The 23,738-nt window shown below is 65.2% G+C and carries 19 protein-coding genes; 9 read left to right on the forward strand and 10 right to left on the reverse strand.

Annotated elements, in window-relative coordinates; all coding sequences use genetic code 11:
- Positions 1–5 precede the first annotated feature (5 nt).
- From F4827_RS07830 to ispD, 3 genes are all read right to left on the reverse strand, one after another.
- Complete coding sequence (locus tag F4827_RS07830; RefSeq protein ID WP_183723373.1) at positions 6–1,145, reverse strand: acyltransferase; 1,140 nt, start codon at positions 1,143–1,145, stop codon at positions 6–8.
- A gap of 231 nt (positions 1,146–1,376) precedes the next feature.
- On the reverse strand, positions 1,377–1,856 hold the full coding sequence (gene ispF, locus F4827_RS07835) for a 2-C-methyl-D-erythritol 2,4-cyclodiphosphate synthase (RefSeq protein ID WP_183723374.1): 480 nt from the start codon (positions 1,854–1,856) through the stop codon (positions 1,377–1,379).
- A gap of 36 nt (positions 1,857–1,892) precedes the next feature.
- A complete protein-coding gene (gene ispD / locus F4827_RS07840; RefSeq protein ID WP_183723375.1) occupies positions 1,893–2,606 on the reverse strand; it encodes a 2-C-methyl-D-erythritol 4-phosphate cytidylyltransferase in 714 nt (237 codons plus the stop codon).
- Positions 2,607–2,775: 169 nt separating this feature from the next.
- Between ispD and mfd the strand changes: the two genes are divergently transcribed.
- The 4 genes from mfd (at position 2,776) to mscL (ending at position 9,357) form a co-directional block, all read left to right on the forward strand.
- On the forward strand, positions 2,776–6,273 hold the full coding sequence (mfd, locus tag F4827_RS07845; RefSeq protein WP_183723376.1) for a transcription-repair coupling factor: 3,498 nt from the start codon (positions 2,776–2,778) through the stop codon (positions 6,271–6,273).
- Positions 6,274–6,436: 163 nt separating this feature from the next.
- Positions 6,437–7,705 (forward strand): acetylornithine deacetylase, encoded by a 1,269-nt coding sequence (gene argE / locus F4827_RS07850; RefSeq protein WP_183723377.1) that lies wholly within the window; start codon positions 6,437–6,439, stop codon positions 7,703–7,705.
- 10 nt (positions 7,706–7,715) lie between these two features.
- Positions 7,716–8,738, forward strand: coding sequence for a threonine/serine dehydratase (locus tag F4827_RS07855; RefSeq protein WP_183723378.1), 1,023 nt, complete (start codon positions 7,716–7,718; stop codon positions 8,736–8,738).
- A 169-nt stretch (positions 8,739–8,907) separates the two neighbouring features.
- Positions 8,908–9,357, forward strand: coding sequence for a large conductance mechanosensitive channel protein MscL (mscL, locus tag F4827_RS07860; protein ID WP_183723379.1), 450 nt, complete (start codon positions 8,908–8,910; stop codon positions 9,355–9,357).
- Positions 9,358–9,456: 99 nt separating this feature from the next.
- Here the strand turns inward: mscL and F4827_RS07865 are convergent, their stop codons facing one another.
- From F4827_RS07865 to F4827_RS07875, 3 genes are all read right to left on the reverse strand, one after another.
- Entirely contained in the window at positions 9,457–11,481 is a 2,025-nt protein-coding gene (locus F4827_RS07865) for a response regulator (RefSeq protein WP_183723380.1), read from the reverse strand.
- 137 nt (positions 11,482–11,618) lie between these two features.
- Positions 11,619–12,092: a response regulator gene (locus F4827_RS07870; protein WP_260175044.1), complete on the reverse strand. Its 474-nt coding sequence runs from the start codon at positions 12,090–12,092 to the stop codon at positions 11,619–11,621.
- A 183-nt stretch (positions 12,093–12,275) separates the two neighbouring features.
- The gene (locus tag F4827_RS07875) at positions 12,276–13,982 is read right to left on the reverse strand and encodes an ATP-binding protein (RefSeq protein WP_183723382.1); all 1,707 of its coding nucleotides are present in this window, start codon (positions 13,980–13,982) and stop codon (positions 12,276–12,278) included.
- On the opposite strand from F4827_RS07875, the gene F4827_RS07880 reads away from it, so the two are divergent.
- On the forward strand, positions 13,966–14,295 hold the full coding sequence (locus F4827_RS07880) for a hypothetical protein (protein WP_221303612.1): 330 nt from the start codon (positions 13,966–13,968) through the stop codon (positions 14,293–14,295). The two genes, F4827_RS07875 and F4827_RS07880, sit on opposite strands and share 17 nt — an antisense overlap.
- Before the next feature lie 106 nt (positions 14,296–14,401).
- Positions 14,402–14,905: a hypothetical protein gene (locus F4827_RS07885; protein ID WP_183723384.1), complete on the forward strand. Its 504-nt coding sequence runs from the start codon at positions 14,402–14,404 to the stop codon at positions 14,903–14,905.
- Positions 14,906–15,015: 110 nt separating this feature from the next.
- Here F4827_RS07885 and F4827_RS07890 read toward each other — a convergent pair whose 3' ends face one another.
- Entirely contained in the window at positions 15,016–17,505 is a 2,490-nt protein-coding gene (locus F4827_RS07890) for an AsmA family protein (RefSeq protein ID WP_183723385.1), read from the reverse strand.
- Positions 17,506–17,624: 119 nt separating this feature from the next.
- Between F4827_RS07890 and F4827_RS07895 the strand changes: the two genes are divergently transcribed.
- Complete coding sequence (locus F4827_RS07895; protein WP_183723386.1) at positions 17,625–18,380, forward strand: ATP-binding cassette domain-containing protein; 756 nt, start codon at positions 17,625–17,627, stop codon at positions 18,378–18,380.
- On the forward strand, positions 18,377–19,192 hold the full coding sequence (locus F4827_RS07900; RefSeq protein WP_183723387.1) for an ABC transporter permease: 816 nt from the start codon (positions 18,377–18,379) through the stop codon (positions 19,190–19,192). The genes F4827_RS07895 and F4827_RS07900 overlap by 4 nt, the downstream gene beginning before the upstream one ends.
- A gap of 90 nt (positions 19,193–19,282) precedes the next feature.
- Here the strand turns inward: F4827_RS07900 and F4827_RS07905 are convergent, their stop codons facing one another.
- On the reverse strand, positions 19,283–19,846 hold the full coding sequence (locus F4827_RS07905; protein ID WP_183723388.1) for a DUF6013 family protein: 564 nt from the start codon (positions 19,844–19,846) through the stop codon (positions 19,283–19,285).
- Positions 19,847–20,065: 219 nt separating this feature from the next.
- Entirely contained in the window at positions 20,066–20,962 is an 897-nt protein-coding gene (gene ligD, locus F4827_RS07910; RefSeq protein ID WP_183723389.1) for a non-homologous end-joining DNA ligase, read from the reverse strand.
- Between the two features lie 568 nt (positions 20,963–21,530).
- On the opposite strand from ligD, the gene serB reads away from it, so the two are divergent.
- On the forward strand, positions 21,531–22,370 hold the full coding sequence (serB, locus tag F4827_RS07915; protein WP_183723390.1) for a phosphoserine phosphatase SerB: 840 nt from the start codon (positions 21,531–21,533) through the stop codon (positions 22,368–22,370).
- Between the two features lie 75 nt (positions 22,371–22,445).
- Here the strand turns inward: serB and F4827_RS07920 are convergent, their stop codons facing one another.
- Positions 22,446–23,630 carry a cystathionine beta-lyase gene (locus tag F4827_RS07920; protein ID WP_183723391.1) on the reverse strand — a complete coding sequence of 395 codons (1,185 nt, stop codon included), beginning with the start codon at positions 23,628–23,630 and terminating at the stop codon, positions 22,446–22,448.
- Between the last annotated feature and the right edge of the window lie 108 nt (positions 23,631–23,738).

A 23,738-nucleotide genomic window follows, 5' to 3' on the forward strand; every position in this document is an offset into this window, starting at 1 on the left:
CGCCCTCAGATCTGGCCCGCGGCCGAGCGCGCGGGCAGACGGTTGCGGATCGCCGTGGCCAGCGGCGCCTTCCACTCCAGCACGCGCTTTTCCAGCAGTTGCCACGACAGATGCGCGAGCAACACGGCGAGCGCAAACTGCAGCGCGAGTGGCAGGCAGTCCTGCGCAAACGACGGCACATGCAGCCGGGCGTAAAACGCCGGCGCATCGCCCAACCGCGACGGCACCAGATTGTGAAACAGATAGAAGCCGTAGCTGATGGTGCCGAGATACGCCAGCGGCCGCACTTCCAGCGCCGCAACCAGCGCACTGTCCTGACGACGCACGATCCACAGAAAAACCGCGCCCATCGATAGCGCGAGGCCGATGTCGAGCAGACCCGGCATCACGGCGCGCTGGGTCGCCTCGCAGCTCACGCAATCGGCGCGCGCTAACGCGAACACGCCAAGGCACGCAAACGCCAGCGCACACCACAGCGCGGCGGGCAAACGCCCCGCCACCCGCACACGCTCGCCACCGATCGCCAACGCTCCGCCCAAGGCGAGCAAAGCAAAATTCCATGGCGAGAACGCGTAGACCAGCGGCTCGATCGCACCGCTCGCGTAAAGCCCGAGATGTGCAAGCGCCGCCGCACAGATCATGCCGATGCAAATCCTCAGATGACGCGCAGCGCGCGCAAACAGCAGCGCGAACGGCGCGATCAGATAAAACTGCTGCTCAACCGCGAGACTCCAGAAATGCGACACCGTCCCCGGCCAGCCATCGTGCACCACGCCGATCCAGAAATTGGACAGGAATGCGAAGTGCCATGCCAGACCCAGATCGACATCGCGCTGATAGAAGAACGCGTGCGCAATCGTCAGCGCGATCAGCAGCAGGTAATAGACCGGGAAAATGCGCAGCGCGCGCTTGACGTAGAAAACGTAGAGCACGGCATCGCGCCGCGCGGTCTGCTGCTCCACCCTCACCCGATTGCGATGCAGTTCGCCGATGATCAGATAGCCGCTGATCAGGAAGAATAGCCATACGCCGATCTTGCCGGCGTCGATGGCCTCGACATGGGCCTTGTGCGAGAGGAACACCAGCATCACGGCCAGTGCCCGGAGACCGTCGAGGCCTTTTACGCGTCTTTCGAGTGCCGTCATTGCCCTTTCCACTTCCGGTTACGTCTTCAGCATAAGACGAAAAAAACGGAAATAAAAAGGCAAGAAATGAGCAAGAAAAGCAAAGGCGATGATTGCAGATGCAACCACCGCCTTTGACAGGAGAGCAGGCATGCGACCTGCTCACTATATTCGATACGCTAGAGGCACGCCGTTTGCGCGCGGCTTGCAGCGATTCATAAAAGCCCTTGTTTCAAGGCTTAAAAATGAATCTCAAGCGCGCGAGAGCAACACCGCCGCCTGCGCTTCGATACCTTCGCTACGACCCAGATAGCCGAGCTTTTCGTTGGTCTTCGCCTTCACGTTCACGCGATCGAGCGACAGCTTGAGATCTTCGGCGATGCACGCACGCATCGCGTCGATATGCGGTGAAAGCTTGGGCGCCTGGGCGATCACGGTGCTATCGACATTGATCAGCGTGAAGCCCGCTTCTTCCACGCGGCGCAGACATTCACGCAGCAGCACGCGGCTGTTTGCGCCGTAGAACTGCTTGTCGGTATCCGGAAAGTGGCGGCCGATGTCGCCGAGCGCGGCCGCGCCGAACAGTGCGTCGGTGATGGCATGCAGCAGCACGTCCGCGTCCGAGTGACCGAGCAGGCCGCGGTCGTAGGGCACCGTCACGCCGCCGATGACGAGCGGGCGTCCCGGCACGAGCTGGTGCACGTCATAGCCTTGTCCGATTCTGATGTCCATGTGTGGTGTTTCCGTGTGGGTTATGCGGTGACGCGATTAATTTGAGGCGCCGAGAATCGCTTCGGCGAGCGCGAAATCTTCGGGGTACGTCACCTTGAAGTTGCGCAGGCTGCCCTGCACCAGCCGCGGAGAATGGCCGAGCCATTCGATGGCGCTCGCTTCGTCGGTGAGATCGTGGCCTTCCTGCTGGGCGCGCTCGATCGCGCCGCGCAGCATGCCGATGCGGAACATCTGCGGCGTTTGCGCCTGCCAGAGACCGTCGCGCGATTCGGTGCGTTCGATGCGCGGGCCGCCCGGCACGTTGTGGGGCGCGACGCGCTTGAGCGTATCGGCCACCGGCAGCGCCATGATGCCGCCGACCGGATCGTCCTTGAGCGCGTCGACCAGCGAGCGGATCAACGCGGGCGTGATGCCGGGGCGCGCGGCGTCGTGCACGAGCACCCAGTCGTCGTCGCTGGCGCCGAATTCGGCCAGCGCCACCAGCCCGTTGTACACCGACGCCTGCCGCGAGGCCCCGCCGGTGCGGCGCACCGCGAAGCGCAGACCGCTGAAGCGGCGCGCGTCGAAGTGGCTATCGTCGGGAGAAATGACGACGAGGGTCTGGGTGAATTCGCTGCAGGCGTCGAACGCCGCGAGCGTATAGTGCAGGAGATCGCGCCCCGCAACCGTGCGGTATTGCTTGGGCAGGGACGATCCCGAACGGCTGCCGGTGCCGGCGCAGGGAATCAGGGCAAATAGGCGTGAGGTCACGTTGTCGCGAGCCGGATGAGTGCCGGATGAGTCAAAGTAAAGGACGGATTTTATAATAGGTCCTTTGCCCGCACGCCCAACGTCCACAAGTCGTACCGGATGGCGCGCGCCACGGGCACTCCGGCGACCTTGCGAAAGGCCGCCTCGCCCAGGCCAACCTGTTGCCCCTATGTCCGAAATCGCCGCATCCTCGAAGTCCCCGTCCGCGTCACCGGTCGCCGTCGTCAAGCCGGGGCAACGCTACGCGTTCGACGGCACCCACGGCTCATCCGACGCGCTGCTGATCGCCCGCTACCGCGAGGCCGCGCGCGAGGCGCACCACGAAAGCGCCGCCGCGCCGCTGCTGGCCGTGATCTGCGCCAGTGCGGTGGACGCCCAGCGTCTCGCGCAGGAAATCCCGTTTTTCGCGCCGCAAGCGCGGGTGCGCCTGCTACCCGACTGGGAAACGCTGCCCTACGACACATTCTCGCCGCACCAGGATCTGGTTTCGGAGCGTCTGGCGACGCTGCACGACCTGGGCGAAGGACGCTGCGACATCCTGCTGGTACCGGCCACGACAGCGCTCTACCGCATGCCGCCGGCCTCGTTCCTCGCAGCCTACACGTTCTCGTTCTCGCAGGGCGAGCGCCTGGACGAAGCGAAGCTCAAATCGCAGCTCACGCTGGCCGGCTACGAGCACGTGAGTCAGGTCATGCGACCGGGCGAATACTGCGTGCGCGGCTCGCTGATCGACCTGTTCCCGATGGGCTCGCCGCTGCCCTATCGCCTCGACCTGTTCGACGATCAGGTCGATTCGATCCGCGCCTTCGACCCCGACAGCCAGCGCAGCCTCTATCCGGTCAAGGAAGTGCGGCTGCTGCCGGGCCGCGAATTCCCCTTCGACGAAGCCTCGCGCACGGCGTTTCGCAGCCGCTGGCGCGAAGTGTTCGAAGGCGACCCGAGCCGCGCGACGATCTACAAGGACATTGGCAACGGCGTGCCTTCAGCGGGTATCGAGTACTACCTGCCGCTCTTCTTCGAAGAAACGGCCACGCTCTTTCACTATCTGCCGCAGAACGCGCAGTTGGTGTTCTCGGGCGATCTGGAGACGTCGATCCGCCGCTTCACGGCGGACACGAAGCAGCGCCACAACTTCCTCGCGCATGACCGCGAGCGCCCGATTCTGGAGCCGTCGCGCCTGTTCCTGACCGACGAGGACTTCTTCGCGTTCGCCAAGCCGTTCGCGCGCCTCGTGCTGCCGGCGGCGAGCGCGGGCGGCTGGGCCACGCCGCTGCCGACGCTCGCGATCGACCGTCACGCCGACGACCCGCTCGCCTCGCTGCGCAGCTATCTGGACAGCACGAAAAACCGCGTGCTGTTCGCGGTCGAATCGGCGGGCCGTCGCGAGACCATCGCGCAACTGCTCGCCGACAACCACCTGCGCCCCACTTCGGCGGACAGCTTCCAGGACTGGCTCGGCGGCGACGAGCGCTTCGCGCTGGGCGTCGCGCCGCTCTCGACGGGCTTTGCGCTGCCGGGCGAAGCGCTCTCGATCATCACCGAAACCGAACTCTACGGCCCGCTCGCGCGTCGCGCCGGACGCCGCCGCCAGGAACAGGCGAGCAACGTCGATTCGATGGTGCGCGATCTGTCCGAGCTGAAGGTGGGCGACCCGGTCGTGCACGCGCAGCACGGCATCGGCCGCTATCACGGCCTCGTCACGATGGATCTCGGCGAAGGCGACACCGAATTCCTGCACCTCGAATATGCCAACGCCAGCAAGCTCTACGTGCCGGTTTCGCAACTGCATGTGATTTCGCGCTACAGCGGCGCCGATCCGGACAGCGCGCCGCTGCACGCGCTCGGCTCGGGCCAGTGGGAAAAGGCGCGCCGCAAGGCCGCGCAGCAGATCCGCGACACCGCCGCCGAACTGCTCAATCTCTACGCGCGCCGCGCCGCGCGCGAGGGCCATGCATTCGCGCTGGATCCGAAGGATTACGTGAAGTTCGCCGAGAGCTTCGGCTTCGAGGAAACGCCCGACCAGGCCGCGGCGATCGCCGCCGTGATCGGCGACATGACGAGCGGCAAGCCGATGGACCGGCTGGTGTGCGGCGACGTCGGCTTCGGCAAGACCGAAGTGGCCTTGCGCGCGGCCTTTATCGCCGTGATGGGCGGCAAGCAGGTGGCGATCCTCTCGCCCACCACGCTGCTCGCCGAACAGCACACGCAGACCTTCACCGACCGCTTCTCCGAGTGGCCGGTGCGCATCGCGGAACTCTCGCGCTTCAAGAGCGCGAAGGAAGTCAGCAGCGCGATCCAGCAGATCAACGAAGGCAGCGTCGATATCGTGATCGGCACGCACAAGCTGCTGTCGTCCGATGTGCAGTTCAAGCGCCTCGGCCTCGTCATCATCGACGAGGAACACCGCTTTGGCGTGCGCCAGAAGGAAGCGCTCAAAGCGCTGCGCGCCGAAGTGGACGTGCTCACGCTCACCGCCACCCCGATCCCGCGTACGCTGGGCATGGCGCTCGAAGGTCTGCGCGACTTCTCCGTGATCGCAACCGCCCCGCAAAAGCGGCTTGCCATCAAGACCTTCGTGCGGCGCGAGGAAGACAGCGTGATCCGCGAGGCGATGCTGCGCGAACTCAAGCGCGGCGGCCAGGTGTATTTCCTGCACAACGAAGTCGAGACCATCGAGAACCGCCGCGCGATGCTCGAAGCGCTGGTGCCGGAGGCGCGCATCGTCGTGGCCCACGGCCAGATGCACGAACGCGAACTTGAAACCGTGATGCGCGACTTCGTGGCCCAGCGCGCGAACGTGCTGCTGTGCACGACGATTATCGAAACCGGCATCGACGTGCCGACCGCCAACACCATCCTGATCCACCGCTCCGATAAATTCGGTCTCGCGCAGTTGCATCAGTTGCGCGGGCGCGTCGGGCGCTCGCATCACCAGGCCTACGCCTATCTGCTCGTGCACGATCCGCAAGGGCTTACGAAGCAGGCGCAGCGCCGCCTGGAAGCGATCCAGCAGATGGAGGAACTCGGTTCGGGCTTCTATCTGGCGATGCACGATCTGGAAATTCGCGGCACAGGCGAAGTGCTCGGCGACAAACAATCGGGCGAGATTCAGGAAATCGGCTTCCAGCTTTATACCGACATGCTCAACGACGCCGTTAAAGCGCTCAAGGAAGGCCGCGAGCCCGATCTGAACGCGCCGCTGGCCGCCACCACCGAGATCAATCTGCACGCGCCCGCCATCCTGCCCGCCGACTATTGCGGCGACGTGCAGGAGCGTCTGTCGCTCTACAAGCGTCTGGCGAACTGCGAGCACGACGATTCGATCGACGGCATCCAGGAAGAGCTGATCGACCGCTTCGGCAAGATGCCGCCGCAAGCGCACGCGCTGATCGAAACGCATCGTCTGCGACTCGCCGCCAAGCCGCTCGGCATCACCAAGATCGATGCGGGCGAAGCCGTGATCGGCCTGCAGTTCGTGCCGAATCCGCCGATCGACGCCATGCGCATCATCGAAATGGTGCAGAAGCACAAGCATGTCAAGCTCGCCGGTCAGGACAAGCTGCGCATCGAAACGCGCAGCCCGGATCTGGCGGTGCGCGTGGCGACGGTGAAGGAAACGCTGCGTGCGCTGGGCGCGCCCTCGCGGGCTGCCGCGCCGCGCGCCTGATATTGTTTAAACAGATGATCTGACGCTTTAACCGTCGGATTATCCGTCCCCACGCCATGTTGCGGCGCGCCACGTCCGCGCGTGCCGCAACATGGCTTCCGGCTTTGGCGAGTCCCACCCTTTTTGGGTAGTATTGGGCAAGACAAGCAAGCCGGAGCCCACCATGAGCATCACCGCTGAAACAGCGCAGTCTTCCCCAGAGTCGTCCCAGTCGTCCCATTCATCACCCGCCGCATCGGCTTCCGATCTTCCCGCTTCACTCCCCTGGGTCACCCGTCTCGTGTCGATGGACACGGTTAGCCGCAATCCGAATCTCGGCCTGATCGAAACCGTGCGCGACGATCTGCGCGCGCGCGGCATCGATTCGACGCTGACCTACGGCCGTGACGGCAAGTGGGCCAATCTGTTCGCCACGCTGCCCGCGCACGATGGTTCGACCGAGGGCGGCATCGTGCTGTCGGGCCACACGGACGTGGTGCCCGTCGATGGCCAGAAGTGGGACAGCGATCCGTTCAAACCGGAAATCCGCGACGGCCTGCTCTATGGCCGCGGCACCTGCGACATGAAGGGTTTTATCGGCGCGGCGCTCACGCTGGTGCCGGAATTCCAGCAGATCAAGCTCGCCAGGCCGCTGCATTTCGCGCTCTCTTTCGACGAGGAGATTGGCTGCGTGGGCGCGCCGCTGATGATCGAGGAACTCGTGAAGCGCGGCGTGAAGCCGGACGGCTGCATCGTCGGCGAACCCACCAGCATGCGGCCGATCGTGGCGCACAAGGGCGTCAACGTCTATCAATGCTGCGTGCGCGGTCACGCGGCGCACTCGTCGCTCACGCCGCGCGGCGTCAACGCGATCGAGTACGCGGCGCGCCTGATCTGCTACATCCGCGATCTGGCCGATTCGTTCCGCGCGCAAGGCCCCTTCGACGAGCTTTACGATGTGCCGTTCACCACGGCGCAGACCAGCACCATCGAAGGCGGCAACGCCGTCAACACGGTGCCCGCCGAATGCCGCTTCGCCTTCGAATTCCGCAATCTGCCGACGCTCGACCCCGAGGCGATCTTCGCGCGCATCGAGCAATACGCGCGCGAAACGCTGGTGCCGAAAATGCAGCGCGAAGGCGTGGACGGTGCTTCTCCCGCCATCGAATTCCTGAAGGTGGCCGCCGCACCTGGGCTCGACGATTCCGAGCAGGCGGCGATCACGCAACTGGTGCGCGCGCTCACCTCGGACCAGACGCGCCGCAAGGTCGCCTATGGCACCGAGGCGGGACTGTTCGCGCGGGCCGGTATTCCGAGCGTGGTGTGCGGTCCCGGCGACATCCAGCAGGCGCACAAGCCCAACGAGTTCGTCTCGCTCGAACAACTTTCGGCGTGCGAAGGTTTCCTGCGCAAGCTGGTGCGCGGCATGTCGGTCGACGCCTACGCGCGCTGAAAATCTGGCCATGTCAACCGGTACGCCGCTGCCCACCGATCACACCATCGACGGCGAAGCGATTCCCTCGCTCGACGAAATCGCCGCGCAGCACATCACGCTTGCGCCGTGGGTGCTGCGCACGCCGGTATTCGATCGCGACGATCTGCCCTCGCTCGGCGATACGCTGGTTAATTTCAAGTTCGAACTGCTGCAGGCCAGCGGCAGTTTCAAGGTGCGCGGCGCGTTTTCGCACCTGCTCTCGCTCGATGCCGCGCAACGCAGCGCGGGCGTGACCTGCGTGTCGGGCGGCAATCATGCGATTGCCGTTGCGTACGCAGCGAAGCGGCTTGGGATCGCCGCCAAGGTCGTGCTGTTTCATACCGCGAGCCCGGCGCGCGTGGATCAGTGCCGCAGCCTGGGCGCGGAAATCGTACGCGCGAGCGACAGTCACGAAGCGTTCGAGATCGTGCGTCGCATCGAAGCCGACGAAGGCCGTTATTTCGTGCATCCCTTCAATGGGTACCGCACGATTCTCGGCACGGCGACGCTTGGCTACGAATGGGCCACCCAGTCGCCCGACCTCGACGCGGTGATCGTGCCGATCGGCGGCGGCGGACTTGCAGCGGGCGTGGCCACGGCCTTGCGCCTGGCGAACCCGCGCGTGCGCATCTATGGCGTGGAACCCGAGGGTGCCGATGCGATGAACCGCAGCTTCGCCGCCAATCACACGGTGCGCCTGACCCACATGCATTCGATTGCCGACTCGCTGATGTCGCCGCACACCGAGCAATACAGCTATGCGCTGTGCCGCCGCCATCTCGAAGGCATCGTCACGGTCTCCGACGATGAACTGCGCGCCGCCATGCGCATGCTGTTCGACGAGCTGAAGCTGGCCGTCGAACCCGCGTGCGCCGCGGCCACGGCTGCGCTCTATGGCCCGCTGCGCGATGTCGTGCGCGGTCAGCGCGTGGGCGTTCTGCTGTGCGGCACCAACACCGATCCGCGGCGTTTCAACGAACAGATCATGCTTGCGCAGTCCGCGTCAGCCTGATCGCTCCCGGGCACGCGACGTGCCTTAGTGCGTTTCGCGTTACGTCGCAATCGGCAAAACGTCAGCCAATGTCAAATCGCTACCGCGTTACGGGTGCGTTCGCTATCATTGCGCCAATGCGTCGTTATGCAACCAGGCCCGTGCCGCCCCCTTCAAGGAGAGCCCGCTCATGAGCGTGATCAAAGAGTTCAAGGAATTCGCCGTCAAAGGCAATGTGATGGACCTCGCCGTCGGTGTGATTATCGGCGGCGCGTTTTCCAGCATCGTCAACTCGGTCGTCAAAGACCTCATCATGCCGGTGATCGGCGTGGTGACGGGCGGCCTCGACTTCTCGAACATGTTCGTGCGCCTGGGCAATATTCCGCCGTCGTTCAAAGGCAATCCCGATTCGTACAAGGATCTGCAGACCGCGGGCGTGGCCGTGTTCGGCTATGGCTCGTTCATCACGGTGCTGATCAACTTCATCATTCTCGCTTTCATCATCTTTCTGATGGTGAAGTTCATCAACAAGCTGCGCCAGCCAGACGCGGCGCCCGCGCCCGCCGAACCGGCGCCGACGCCCGAAGACGTCCTGCTGCTGCGCGAGATCCGTGATTCGCTGAAGAACAGCCCGCGCTAAACGCGTTTTTTGCCGGCCAGATGGAGAACAGCCCGCGTCGCCTTTCGAGGCACGCGGGCTTTTTAACGTCACGCTATCAAGGATCGATTGATCCCGCGCTCAGGATGTCGCCGTCCTGGATGCATGAGGCGCGTGCCCAGGCGCATCCTGCGCGGCGCGTTGCGCGCGCAGGATTGCCGCGTCTTCGATCAGTTGCTCCAGTTGCTCGAAATTGACCGGCTTGGTGAGGTGAGCCGTGAAGCCCGCGTCGAGACTGCGACGCACATCGTCGTCGGTGCCGAAGCCCGTGAGCGCAATCGCGGGCACCGAGGACTCCTTGCGAAACGCGCGGATAAAGTCGATCCCCGAACCATCGGGCAAGCCGATATCGCTCACCACCAGATCGAAGCCCTGTGTGGCTGTGAGCGCGAGCGCACCCGCCACGCTGGCCGCCACCGCCACCTCGTGACCCAGCGCGCGGATCAGTTGTGACATCACCTCGGCCGTATCCTCGTGATCCTCGATCAGCAGGATATCGAGCGCGCAGGCCTGATGCGGTCCACAACGGTCGGCGGGCTGCTGCGCGCCCGAGCCCGGCGTGGCGGTCGGCAACACGATTGTGAACGTCGCGCCGCAATGCGCACCCGGGCTTTTCGCGCTGACCGTGCCGCCGTGCGCCTCGGTCAATGCTTTCGTTACCGCGAGACCCAGTCCCAGACCGCCGAACTGGCGCGTCATGTTGTGGCTGCCCTGCTCGAAGGCGTGGAACAGCTTGCCGATCTGCTCGGGCGCAATGCCGATCCCCGTATCCTCCACTTCGATCACCACATGCATGCGCTCGTCGCGCGTGCGCACATAGATGTGGCCGCCATCGGGCGTGAATTTCGCCGCGTTGCGCACGAGATTCCAGAACATCTGCTGCATGCGAGCCCGATCGCCGCGCACATAGTGATGCTGCGCATGGCGCTCGACGTGCACGTCCTGCTGCCTGGTCTGGATTTCGCTGTGAAAGAGTTCGAGCACGGCGTCGATCACCTCATGCACATCGACGGTGTCGAGGGCGAGATCAAGCTTGCCGTTGGCGACGCGCGTGAGATCGAGCAGATCGTCGATCAGACGCGCTTCGAGCTCGATATTGCGGCGAATCATCAGTACGCCTGCGCGTGCGGCTTCGGGCAGGCCAGGTATCTGTTCCAGCAGCCGCGTGCCGGCCAGCACGGGTGTGAGCGGCGTGCGCAATTCGTGCGAAAGCATGGCGAGAAAGCGGTCCTTGGCGCGATTGGCCTCTTCCGCCGCCTGACGCGCGGCCTGTTCGGAGGCCAGCAGCAATTCGCGCTCTTCGCTCGATTCGCGCTGCGCATGGATATCGGTGCAACTGCCGAACCACTTGTTGATGCCGCCGCGCGGGTCGCGCATCGCGACGATACGCACATCGAACCATCGCCACGTACCGTCGTGACGCCGAATGCGCAACTCATGCCGATAATCGTTGTTGTCGCTGCGCACCGCCTTGAGCCAGGTGTGGCGGATATCCTCGCGATCGTCGGGATGCACGGCGTCGAGCCACGCATGACCATGCGGCGACGCGCCTGCGGGCAGACCCGTGTAATCGCGCCACTGCTTCGAAAGAAAATCGCAGTCGCCATCCGCACCGCAAGTGAAAACGAGGTGCGGCAAGGCTTCCGAAAGTGTGCGGTAGTGCTCCTCGCGATCGCGCAACAGCAGCGCCTGATCGGAGGCACGCTGCAACGCGACTTGCGCCAGCACGCGAGCCACGGCTTCGGGCAGATAGTCGAGATAGTCGCCCGATTTCGGCACGACGTCCGAAACGCCCGCGCGCAAGGCCGCGATCACGCGCGACTCGTCGGTGAAACCGGTGACGAGGATCGCCGGCACGCGCACGTCGTCCGTGCGCAGACGGCGGAAGAAGTCGAGCCCGGTTTCGGCGCCGTCGAGCTGATAGTCGAGCACGAGCACATCCGGCGTGCGCGCGGCAAGCACGGTGCTCGCCTCGGCCACGCTCGCGCAGGTGTCCACGCGTGCGCCGGCGCGCACGAGCGATTTGCGCGCGAGCCGCAGAATGCCCTCGTCATCGTCGACGACAAGCACATGCGCGCCCGCCAACAGGGTTGCCTCGTTGTTCATGCGCGTCGCGTTCCTCGGAGCGCGCTCCCGTTCGGGAGCGTGCGCAGTCTGGTCATGATGGTCATGCGTCAATCAATCTCTCTCGCGGATGGCTGCGTGCCGCCTGCACGTGCCTGCGTGTGGTCGATCGGGGTCGATCACGGCCGGTTGAAGCGATGCCCCGCCGGCAGCTTGACGATCTGCAGGAAAAACCCAAGCCGCCGCACCGCCTCGATAAACGCATCATATTCGACGGGCTTCGTGATGTAGACATTGCAGCCCAGTTCGTAGCAGCGCTCGATCTCGCGCGGGTCGTCGGTCGTGGTCAGCACGATCACGGGCACCGTCGCCGTCGCCGGTTCGGCCTTGAGCCGGCGCAGCACCTCGAAGCCGTCCACGCGCGGCATGCGCAGATCGAGCAGCACCACGAAGTTCGCCAGATCCTCACGCGACGGATAGCCCGACAGGCCTGGCGCACCCGGCACGCCGAAGAAATAATCGAGCGCCTCCTGGCCGTCGCGAAATCGCAGGAAACCATTCGACACACCCGAGCGGCGCAGATTGCGCTCGACCAGCGTGGCGTGGCCGTCATCGTCCTCGATCAGGACGATGCTCACGCGTTCGCCCGCCAGGGCCGCGCGGTAATCGTCGTGCTGCGCTTCGCCCTGAGCCTGCTCATGCGACGGGTCATGTGACTGCTCGTCTGACTGCGCATGCGCTTCATCCGCGCGACCCGCGCGGCTCCCCGTCTGTTCCCCGTGCGTCATCTGCCGCTCCCCGACGTTCCCTGCAACGTTTTTCGATGGTACTTGTCCCTACGCCGATGCAGTGCGCGGCGGCGCGTCGGGCAACGCGACAAAGAACGTCGAGCCAGCCCCTTCCGTCGATTCCACCCACATGCGTCCGCCGTGGCGTTCGGCGATCCGGCGCGCGAGCGCGAGACCCGTGCCCTGGCCGTCCGACTCGCCGCCGTGCAGGCGCTGAAACGCGCGAAACAGCTTGGGCAGATACGCGGCGGAAATCCCGATGCCATTGTCGCGCACATAATACGTCCGCGTGCGAGTACCCGGCATGCGTGATGCATCGCGCGAGCTTTCTTGAGCATTTTCCAGCGCTTTTATGCTGGAAACCGATGCGAGCGCGGTCTCTTTACCCGCTTCTTCGACTTCATCCGCGTTTTCAGGAACGACCACCGCGCCGATTTCCACCAGCCCGGGCCGCGAGGGATCGAGATGGCGCAAGGCGTTGTCGATCAGGTTGCCGAAAATCTGTTCCAGCGCCGCCGGATCGCCCCATGCGGGCGGCAATTCGCCCACGAAAATCTGTGCGCGCTGCGCAAGTCCCTGCGCGAGTCCGCTCAGCGCGCGCTCGACGATGCGTCCCACATTGACACGCTGCCAGCGGTATTCCAGCCGACCCGCGCGCGACATCCGCAGCAGCGCGTCGATGATCGCCGCCGAGCGCGCCACCGCCTGGCGCAGGAATTGCAGCGACTCGGCCACGTCGCCGTCCAGCACTTCATTCATGCGGCGATGTTCGTCGGCGGGCAGTCCGGCCGTGTCGATCTGCTCGCGCAGGTCTTCGCACGACACCTGCAACTCTTTTGAAAAGCCCTGCAGATTAACGAGCGGCGAGCGTAGATCATGCGAGACGCTGTACATGAACATCTCGTTGTCCTGGCTCTCCTGGCGCAGCTTGTCGTTGGCGGCGGCCAGATCGGTGGCGCGCGCCTGTAACTCCAGTTTGAGCGCGGCCTGTTCCTGCTCGGCGTCGCGCAAACGGCGGCTGGTCTGATTGAGCACCGCGTCGAGCGCTGCGATCTCGTCGTCCCCGGCCAGCGGGCGCGCGAGCGCCACGCCTTCGCTCAGGCGCTGCGCATTGGCGCCAAGGGCCGCCAGGCGCTGGCCCACGTTGCGCGCGAACGCAATGGCCGTTACGCCCCAGATCAGCATCGAGCCGACCACGGCGAAAATCAGCGCGTTCTGCTGGCGTTCGCGCGTCTCGCGCAAGGAGGCGCTGCGCGCGATGTCGAAGCGAGTTTGATCGACGATGAAAGCATCGAGTTCGCGGCGCACCGCTTCGATTTCGGGCGGCAGACCCGTCGGGCTCGCATGCACGGAGATGGTGCCGGAGCGGCCCTCGCGCAGCGCGTCGGCGACTTCGGCGCAGCGCGCGCGCCATGCCCGCGCAGCGTTGTTGATACGCTGCACGCGCGCGAGTTGCATGGAGTTATCGGCCACCATATGGCCGAGCAGCGCGATACGGTCCGAGAATTCGGCCCACACGGCACGCCGGTCGATAAACGAGGGATCTTCGAGCACGACAGCGGTGCGCACGCGCGCCGCTTCGCGCAACAAGGGCTGGACGAGGCTCGACGCCTGCCAGAGGATCTGCTTGCTGGCGTCCGCGCGCAGGGCGGCTTGGGCGGCTTCGCCTTGCGTGTCGAAGACGACGCCGAGCAGCGCCAGTTCGACGACGCTCGGAATCGCGATCAGCAACAGCCCCTTGGCAAACAGTTTCATGGCGGTCTGGTTCAGTGGCGTCTGGGCGGCGCGCTATCTCAGCCGTGGGCAGCAACGTCTGCGGCCCACTGGCTGGCACCAGAGCCAAAACATTATCGGCGCGAAATTACGAGATGACAACGTATGTGGCCACGCCCACCACGCCGCGAGAAAAGCCCGCTTTTTCCCGAGAAATCGTCACACCGCGCGCGCGCGCAGGACTATTATTGAGACCGGAGACAGAAGAAAGAAGATGACAGAGCAGGAAAGAGCGAGAGAGCGCCGGGATACTTACATGAGCGCGACGTGCGGCCCGGCATGGCGTTTTGCCTGAGGCAATGAGGATCTGGACGCCGTCCCCACGGCCAGGATCCTCGCGAATCCGGCAGATCCTATGCTAGAAGGATCGACGTGCGGCGCACCAATCCGGGAGTGGTCGCATGGGAACGCTGCGTATTTTGCAATCCACCTTTTTCAGGCGAATTTTTATGTCCTTCCCGAAAAAGCGTAAGCGCGTCAAGGCAGATGGCGACGAGTCTTTTCTCGCCGTGCTGAGTCACTTCAAACCGTTCGGTCAACTGGACACCAAGATCGCACGCGCACGCGCACAGGACGATCCGGTGCTCTACGCGCACGTGCTGCCGGGCCTGGACCTGCTGCTGTGCAGTGTGCGCGGCGCGCATCCGCCCTATCCGGGTACGGCCGAACTGCGCAAACGCTGCATCGAATCCATTGCGCATGCGCTCGAACAGCCTATCGAAGGGCTCGAAAATGGCGGCTACTGGTACGAGGCCGATGGCTTCGGTTTTCTGGTATTCGCTAGCCGTGCGAGAGCGCGCATCCTGCCCGAGTTCGGCGCGGTGCGCGAGGGCTTGAGCGCGCGGCGCGTGGCGCGCCGCCAGGACGCGACCGGCGATCCGGCACCGCGACAGCAACTGCGCTGAACCCAGTCGATATCTAAACGCCCGACGTGCAGCCACGCCGGGCGTTTTTCTATGCGAGCGGGGTTGCCGCGCGACATCGCCCGCTTTCCCTCAGTTACCCTTAACGCCCCTCAGCTGCCCTTATAGAGATTCTGCGGCAGGCCCGGTTGCGCCGATACATCGGGCTTCACGTTCTTCGCAGGCGACTGCAAGGACCGCAACGGGCGCGACGCTGCTGCACTTGCAGACACAGGCGCGGAGGCAGGCGCACGCATCTTCTGCCCCGGCGGCGGCGGCGGCGCGACCGGATGCTGACGCATCTGCGAGAACAACTGATCGCAGGGCAAGGGCTTGTTGTTGCTCGGCGCGATCAGCGGAATCAGCGCCGCGAACGGGTTGAGCAGGCCCAGACCGACCATCGCGCCGCCACGCAGCGCGAGCGCCGCGGCGTCCACCCCCACGTGGGGATTCTTGAACGTGCCCTTCACATAAAGCGGCGAGCGCAGCGAGAAGACGCGGAAACCCTTGGTGTGCGGATGCACCTTCATATCCATCGACTCGTCGTGCAGATTGATCGGGCCGGTGATGTCGATCACGGCGTCGTCGGTATCGAGGGCGAACACGCGCGGATCGAGCACGCCATTGGTGGCCACGAAATCAGCGGCAGCGCAGTTGATGTTCACGTCGCGCTGCCCGAACAGCTTTTCGTAGACCACGTTCGCCACGTTCAGGCCCGCCGCCTCCATCAGCAGGCGGCTGATCGTGCCTTGCGTGACGAGCAGCTTGACCTCGCCGTTCGACGTCGATGCAAGCGCCGCCGGCGAATTGCCGGTCGCGGACAGCGAAGCGTCGCCGTTGATTTCACCCAGCGCCGATTGCATCGACTTCACATTCGGGAACAGCTGCTTGAGCTTCAGGTGACGCGCTTCCAGCGTGCTGCTCGCCTTGAGCGGCGTGGCGCTGCCGTTGAGATTCACGCGCGTGGCCAGCGTGCCGCCCGCCACCCCGAACTGCAAGGGATCGAGCTGAAGCACACCCTCGGTCATGATGACGTGCGTGTAGAGGTCCTGGATCGGCAGGCTGCCCTGCTTGATGATGCGCTTGCCGGTGAACTTCACGTCGGCGTCGATGGCGTTCCAGCGGTCGGTATTGAACGGCTCGACCGGAATTACACGGTCGGACGGCTGCTTGACCGTATCGCCCCGCCTGGCCTTGCTCGCCTTGCTGTCCGCGCCGATGATCGGCGCCAGATCGGAGAACTGCAACAGGTTCGACACCAGCGTGCCCGAGAGCAGCGGACGCGTCGGACGCTGTGTGTAAACGAAGGTTCCGTTGATGTCGCTGCCGCCCACGCGCCCCGTGAAGTTTTCGTAGCGGAACACGCTCGCGCCCTTCTTGAACTGGCCGACGAAGCGCCCTTCGGTGGCGTAGGGCGGCGTCTCGGGCAGCGTCACGCCCGTGAGGTTGTAGAGGTGCGCCATGCTCTGGCCTTGCAGCCACAGGCGCAGATCGACGGCGGCGAGATGCGCAGGATCCGTCACCGTGCCGACCAGCGCGACATGCATGTCGCCCGCGCGCACATCGGCCTGAACCGGGAACGGGCGCCCGGCGTCCTGTAGCGCGAGTACGCCGCCTAGTTTGCCTGCGCCGGAGAGCGCGGTTTTGTTGTACGTGCCCTTCACAGTCCAGCCGATCGCGTAGAACGGTTCAGTGGTCTTGCCGCCCGAAACGGCATTCGCATTGCTGGCCGAACTCGCGCCGATGGCGGCGAGCTTTGCGCCTATGCCTTCGGAGGCGGCGGGCGCGCTGGCTGCGCCTGCCGCACTCACGGCGCTAGCCTCGCCCCCGGCACTCGCCGCACTCGCCGCACTCGCCGCACTTGCGGCACTGGCCGCGGCCGCTTCCGATGCCTGCTGCCTGTCGGCCTGCTGGGCGAGCCGGGTCGCGCCCGAGCGCCCGATCACCTGCGCCGAGCCCTGGCGCGATGCCGCTTCCTGCTGCTCCATCACCTTGCCGATCGGAATACCTTGGCCCAGCAGGCTCACGGTCACTTGCACTTCGGTTCGTGTCTGCTGGTCGCTCACGGCGATATTGCCGTTCGAGAACGTGATGTCGTGCAGATCGAGCTTCCACGTGGACGGTCCGCTCGACGCGGGCAGCTTGAAGGTCCAGTTGTTGCGCCCATCGGCGAGCCGTTCGACATCGACGGACGGATTCACGAGATTGATGGCCGGGATGACGATGTCGTGCGCGAGCAGCGGCAGCACCGCCACCTCGAAATCGATCTCGTCGAGCGTCGCGAATTTCGGCGTTTTGGTCCAGTCGGGGTTCGCCACTTCGATCTGCGTTGCCGAAAAGCGCGGCCAGGGCACCCACGCGCGCCAGCCCGTCTCTCCCGGCGGCCTGCGCCAGCCCACCTTCAGATCGCCGACGATCGCAAACGGCCGGCCGATCGCCTCCGAAACCTTTTCGTTCACGTAAGGTTTGGCGCGGTTCCAGTCGAAGGTGAGGATGAAAACGATCAGCGCGGCGACGATCACGGCGACAACGGCCACGAGCCATGCGATGATCCTGGCGAGTGTGCGGCCGGGGCCGCGGGGCTTGGGTTGCGGTGACGTCATGCGCGCTCCGGGCTGTGCATTGTTGTTTCGCCAACGAAATTGCAGCAGTCGGCGTGCCCGCTGGAGCGGGCGCAGGCGATCGCCGTGCCTGAAGCACGCGCGTTGTTCACGGTCATTTAATGAAAAACCCCCAGAACCTATCCCTTCGCTCGGGCGGCGCTGCGCCGCTTGTCGAAACCCATGGCCTCATGCGGCGCGACGCCCAGCGCGGCCAGATTTTGCTACATCCGACCGATTTCGCGCTGGAAGCGGGACAACGCGTGGTGCTCACGGGTGCGTCCGGCTCGGGCAAGAGCGTGTTTCTGCGCGCTCTCGCGCTGCTCGATCCGCCCGACGGCGGTACGCTGCTCTGGCACGGTCAGCCGATCACGCGCATGCACATTCCGTCTTATCGGCGGCATATTGCGTACCTGCGCCAGCGGCCCGCGTTGATCGATGGCACGGTCGAAGACAATCTGCGTTTTCCGTGGTCGCTTGCGATCTACCGCGGCTCGGCCTTTGACGCCGCGCGCGTCAAGAGCCTGCTCGAAGCGGCAGGACGCGGCAGCGATTTTCTGGCGCGCGATAGCGCCGAGCTTTCGGGCGGCGAAGCGCAGATCGTCGCGCTCGTACGCGTGCTGCAACTCGATCCCGAAGCGCTGCTGCTCGACGAACCCACCGCCTCGCTCGACCCCGAATCGGCGCGCACGGTCGAAATGCTGATCGCCCACTGGTTCGAGTGCGAAGGCGCGGCGCGCGCAACGGTGTGGGTCTCGCACGACCCCGCCCAGGCGCAGCGCGTGGGCACGCGCCATCTGACGATGCAGGCCGGCGTGCTGAGCGAAGCCTCCAACACCCCCAGCCCCTCCATCACCGCGACCGGAGCGCCGCAATGAGTCCAGGCGTGCTGCAAAACCTCAGCATCGGCGACGTCGCCATCGCGGCCCTGCTGGTGTTCGTAAACGGCGCGGTTTCCGTGCTGCTCAAGCTCGATCTCGAACGCAAGCTCGCGTGGGCCGCCGTGCGCACCGTCGTGCAACTGCTCGCCATCGGCTATGTGCTGGGGTGGGTGTTCGCCTTCGATCGCTGGTACGTGGTCCTGCCGCTGATGGCGCTGATGACGCTGATCGCCGGCTTCGCGGGCGCACAGCGCGGCGCGCGCACGTATACGGGCCAGCGCATCGACAGCATCGTGTCGATCTGGGTGAGCGCGTGGCTCGTGGCGGCGGTCGGCCTGTTCGCCGTGATCCGCATCCGGCCCTGGTACGAGCCGCAATACGCAATACCGATTCTTGGCATGATTCTCGGCAATACGCTGACCGGCGTGTCGCTTGGCGTCGAGCGCATGATGCAGGAACTCACCGCCCGGCGCGACCGCGTGGAAAGCGCCCTGGCGCTCGGCGCGACGCGCTGGGAAGCGGCGCAGCCGAGCGCGCGCGAGGCCGTGCGCGCGGGCATGATTCCGACGCTCAACCAGATGGCGGTGGTGGGCGTGGTGAGTCTGCCCGGCATGATGACGGGCCAGGTGCTCGCGGGGCAGTCGCCCTTGCAGGCGGTGCGCTATCAGATCGTGATCATGTTTCTGATCGCGGCATCGTCGGCGCTGGGCACCGTGGGCGCGGTCGTGCTGGCGTATCGGCGGCTTTTTTCCGCCGATCACTGCTTTATCTCGGCGCGGCTCAGGGAGCGCGCAAAGGCGCGGGCCTGAGCGGCGCGCGCCTTCCTTTATTGCTGCGTTCCGCTTCTGCGTGATCCTTGCGGCGTAGTCCTTTCGGCCCGATCTATGCGGCCAGATCGCCTAGCGTTGCGCCGATACGCTCAGCTGCGTGCCGTCGCTGAGCGTAAGCGTCTTCGCCGTGCCGTTGGTCGGCATCGAGAAGTGCAGCACTTCGCTATGCGCCACGACCTCCGGACATTGCGCGCCGCCCGCCGCCTTGCCGCCGCGCGGCGCCTGGGCGCGAAAGCTCACCTGGACGTTGGCCGTGCCGTTGTGCGCGACGATGGGCGCAAGGCGCAGCTGGATCTGGCGCACCATCGCGCCGTTGGCGTCTAGCGGCAGCGAACTGTAATCAGGGCAACTTTGCGCGGCTGGCACTGCACCGCCCGGCGGCGTGGAGCGCCAGTTGAAGTCGTCGGTGTCGCCAGAGCGCAGCGTGCGCGTTTCCTGGGCCGTGCCATAGAGTTTCGACGTAACCTTCACCGTATAGCGGATCGGGCCGTCGGTGGCGGCCTGGGTAGTGACCGTGATGGGTGGCGTGGCGAATGCCGGCAGCGCAAGTGCGCAATTCAGAGCAACAACGGCAACGGCGACATGAGCGAGCGCCGCGCGAGTGCGGCGGGAGCGGGTGCGGCTGCAAGACATGCGTCATCTCCTGGCGGGCGCCGCCGCGGCCGCGAAAAGCGCAGCCAGGGCAGCTCGTGACAACACGTGGCGAATTGTTCTTCTGTCAGTCTAGCGCGCCGCGCGCAGGCTTGCGCCGGGCGATGGCATCGTCCGGCCCAGGTTTTATACCGCTTGCCAGGCCCGGCGTTTTGTAGCGCGAAGCGGACCGACCACGCGCTTCGTGACACACGACGCTTCCTAAGCGCCGCCCTCCTCCATCCGCAACGTCAATTCGCTGCTCACGGTCTGGCGCACCCGCGCATAACCTGCCCACGGGGCCGGCCGCTTTGACCGCTTTGGCCGGCTGAGCTGCTTGAGCCGGACATCGATATTGGCAAGCGTCCAGTGCGCGCCACCCGTCGTCTGCCCCAGTTCATCCCACGCAATCGGCACGCTCACCCCCATGCCTGGCCGCGCGCGCAAGCTGTAGGCGGCCGGCGTGCCCGCTCCGCGCACATTGCGGTGGTAGTCGACGTAAACCTTCTTTTTGTGATGCTCCGCGCTCTGGGTCGCGGTGAACTGCGTCGGCCAGCCGGAAGCAAGGCGCTGTGCAACGGCGCGTGCGAAGGCTTTGACGTCGTCCCAGCTTGCCGTCGGCACGAGCGGCACGACGATGTGCAAGCCCTTGCCGCCGCTGGTCTGGCAGAACGCCTCCAGCCCCAGATCGCCGAGCAGCGCGCGCGTGAGTTCCGCTGCCGCGATCACGCGATCCCAGCCGAGCGCCGGATCGGGATCGAGGTCGAGCACTACGCGGTCGGGCGCCTCGACATCGGCGGCACGTGCGTTCCAGGTGTGCAGTTCGATGGCGTCCACCTGCGCCACGTTGATCAGCGCTTCGAGCGTATCGATGCCGATGAGCGGATGGCCGCTTTCGAGTTCATCATGCAGGGTCACGCCGGGAATCGGCATGCGAGTGAGGTGGCGCTGGAACAGCGCTTCGGCGCCGAGGCCTTGCGGCGCGCGCAACAGCGAAACGGGGCGATCGCGCAGATGCGGCAGCAGCCAGGGCGCGGCGCGCGCGTAGTAGCGCACGATGTCGAGCTTGCGGGTGCCGCTCTCGACGTCGACGATGCGGCGCGCACTGGTGATGCGCACGCCCGCGACTTCGCTGGTGGTGCCGGCACGGCCGGTGCGTGAAGGGGCAGGCGGCGCGGGTGGTGCAGGTGGCTCAGCTGAAACTGGCTGAACATTGCTGGCGGCGCGCGGCGGTTTCGGCCCCGGCTGGACCGCGGCATCGAGCGTGAACGCCTGACGGACATCAGAGGCTGGCTTTACCGTGGTTTCCGAAGTGGGCTTGCGCGCGCCGGTCCGCGTTCGACCGGGAGTTGTCTGGGTGGAATGAGCGTCCTGCATACCGGTTCCCCTGGCGCCGAGCGGCGCATGCGACGCGTCGCGCGACGCGAGTCGCGACACGTATGGTTATCGGCACGCGGCGGCCGCCCCCCGTCGGACGCCGCACGAGCATTCATTGTGCCTCGAAAACGAGCTTTCGTCTCCGTAAGCTGTCCGGACACTGTTCGGCGGACCTCGCACGGGCGTCGAAACGGTACAATTCGCGTCTTCGCCGTGCGTACTGACAGAGAATCGTCATCCGATGCTTTTTTGACGGCCAATCCCTGTCCTGTTCGCACCCCGTTTCGATTCGCCCCGCGTCGCCCACCTCATGAATCTCGTCATCCAGAGTCCCGCTCCGCTGCAAGCCGTCCATCACAAGCCGCTCCTCGCGCTCGCGCGCGGCAGCCGCCTCGTGCCGATCGACGAGTATGCGATCCGTATCGAAGATGCCGCGCCTGCGCAGCGCCCGGACCTCGACGTGTATTGCGGCACGCATCAACTCGATTACGCGTTCGTCGAAGCGGGCCGCTCGCTGGGCAGCTTCGGTCTGGTCGCGATGGACATGGACTCGACGCTCATCACTATCGAATGTATCGACGAGATCGCCGACTTCTGCGGGCTTAAGGCCGAAGTCGCAGCCATCACGGAAGCGTCGATGCGCGGCGAGATCAAGGACTTCAACGAAAGCCTCACGCGCCGCGTCGCGCTGCTCAAGGGACTCGACGCAAGCGCGCTGGAACGCGTTTTCGAAGAGCGTCTGCAGCTTTCGCCGGGCGCGGAAAAAATGCTTGCGGGCGCAAAGGCCGCAGGGCTGAAAACGCTGCTGGTTTCGGGCGGTTTCACGTTCTTCACGGAGCGCCTCAAGGCGCGTCTGGGCCTCGACTTCACGCGGGCGAATTCGCTTGAAATCGTCGATGGCAAGCTTACGGGCCGCGTCACCGGCGAAATCGTCAACGCCGAAGTCAAGGCGCGCACCGTGCAGGAAGTCTGCGCGCAGATCGGCATCGATCCGCGCCGCGCCATCGCGATGGGCGACGGTTCGAACGATCTGAAGATGATGGCCGCAGCCGGTCTGTCGGTCGCGTTTCGCGCCAAGCCGGTGGTGCGCGAAGCGGCGAGCGTCGCGTTCAACTTCGTCGGCCTAGACGGTCTGCTGCGGCTGTTCTAAACCGCTTGCGCAAACGACAACGGCCGCGCCCGTCAATCAGGACGGGCGCGGCCGTTTTGCATTAAGCGCCGGAATTTACGCGAGCGTGGCGAGCGCGCGTTCGATATCGGCGCGCAGATCGGCTTCGTCTTCCAGGCCGATATAAAAACGCACCAGCGTACCGCGATACGGCCAGCTAGCCGCCGTACGCATCGACGCGATGTCATACGGCATCACGAGGCTGCGCGCCCCACCCCAGCTCCAGCCGAGCGCAAAGAGTTCGAGCGATTCGCAGAACGCGTCGATCTGCGCGGGGCTGTAGCGTTCGTCGAACACCACGGAAAAGAGCCCGCCCGCGCCCGTGAAGTCGCGCTTGTAAAACTCGTGGCCCGGGCAATCCTCAAAGGCCGGATGCAGCATCGCCGCGATTTCGCTGCGCGTTTTGAGCCATTGAGCTAGCGAGAGCGCCGCGCGATCGTGTGCATCGAAGCGTACTTTCATGCTCGGCAGGCCACGCAACACGAGCGAGCAGTCGTCCGACGAGACGCCGATGCCCAGGCGCATGCGCGCGAGCTTGATCTTCAGATAGAGATCGCGGTCGCGCGTGATGGTCGCCCCCATCAGCACGTCGCTGCCGCCCGATTGATACTTCGTGAGCGCCTGCACCGAGATATCGACGCCATGATCGAAGGGCTTGAATGCGAGCCCCGCCGACCACGTGTTGTCGATGGCCGTGAGGACGTTGTGCTTGCGCGCGACAGCCGTGATCGCGGGAACGTCGGGCACTTCCATCGTTACCGAGCCAGGAGCTTCGAGCCAGATCAGCTTCGTTTGCGGACGAATCAGCGCTTCGATACCCGCGCCGATCATCGGATCGTAATAGCGCGCGGTGATGCCGAAGTCGCGCGCGAGCCAGTCGCCGTGATCGCGATTGGGCGAATAGACGTTATCCGGAATCAGCACGTCGTCGCCAGCCTTCAGGAGACCGAAGTAGACGTTCGAGATCGATGAGAGACCCGAGGGTTGCAGCAGCGCGTGCTCGCCGCCTTCGATATCGGCCAGACGCTGCATCAGCATCGTGGAGGTGGGCGTGGCGTGCAGGCCGTAGCGCCATTGCGCATCGTTTTTCCAGTCGAGGCCGCGCACGGTTGCGAGGTCGGGGAACACGACGGTGGAGGCGCGCGTGACGGGCGCGGCGAACGATTCGAAGCCGGGCGTGATGTCGTCCTGCGGATTGACGATGCGCGTTTGCAAGGCGCGGCTGGAGTCGGATTGGTTCATGTCGGAGAGCAGGCGGTTAAAGCGCGGATGGGTGGCATGGCGCGGGTTCGGGCTGGCTTCGATATTTTCTTGCTCGGGCCTGACCGTGCGCGCCGCATGCCGAAGATT

The sequence above is a fragment of the Paraburkholderia bannensis genome (assembly GCF_014200455.1).
Classification (GTDB): Bacteria; Pseudomonadota; Gammaproteobacteria; order Burkholderiales; family Burkholderiaceae; genus Paraburkholderia; species Paraburkholderia bannensis_A.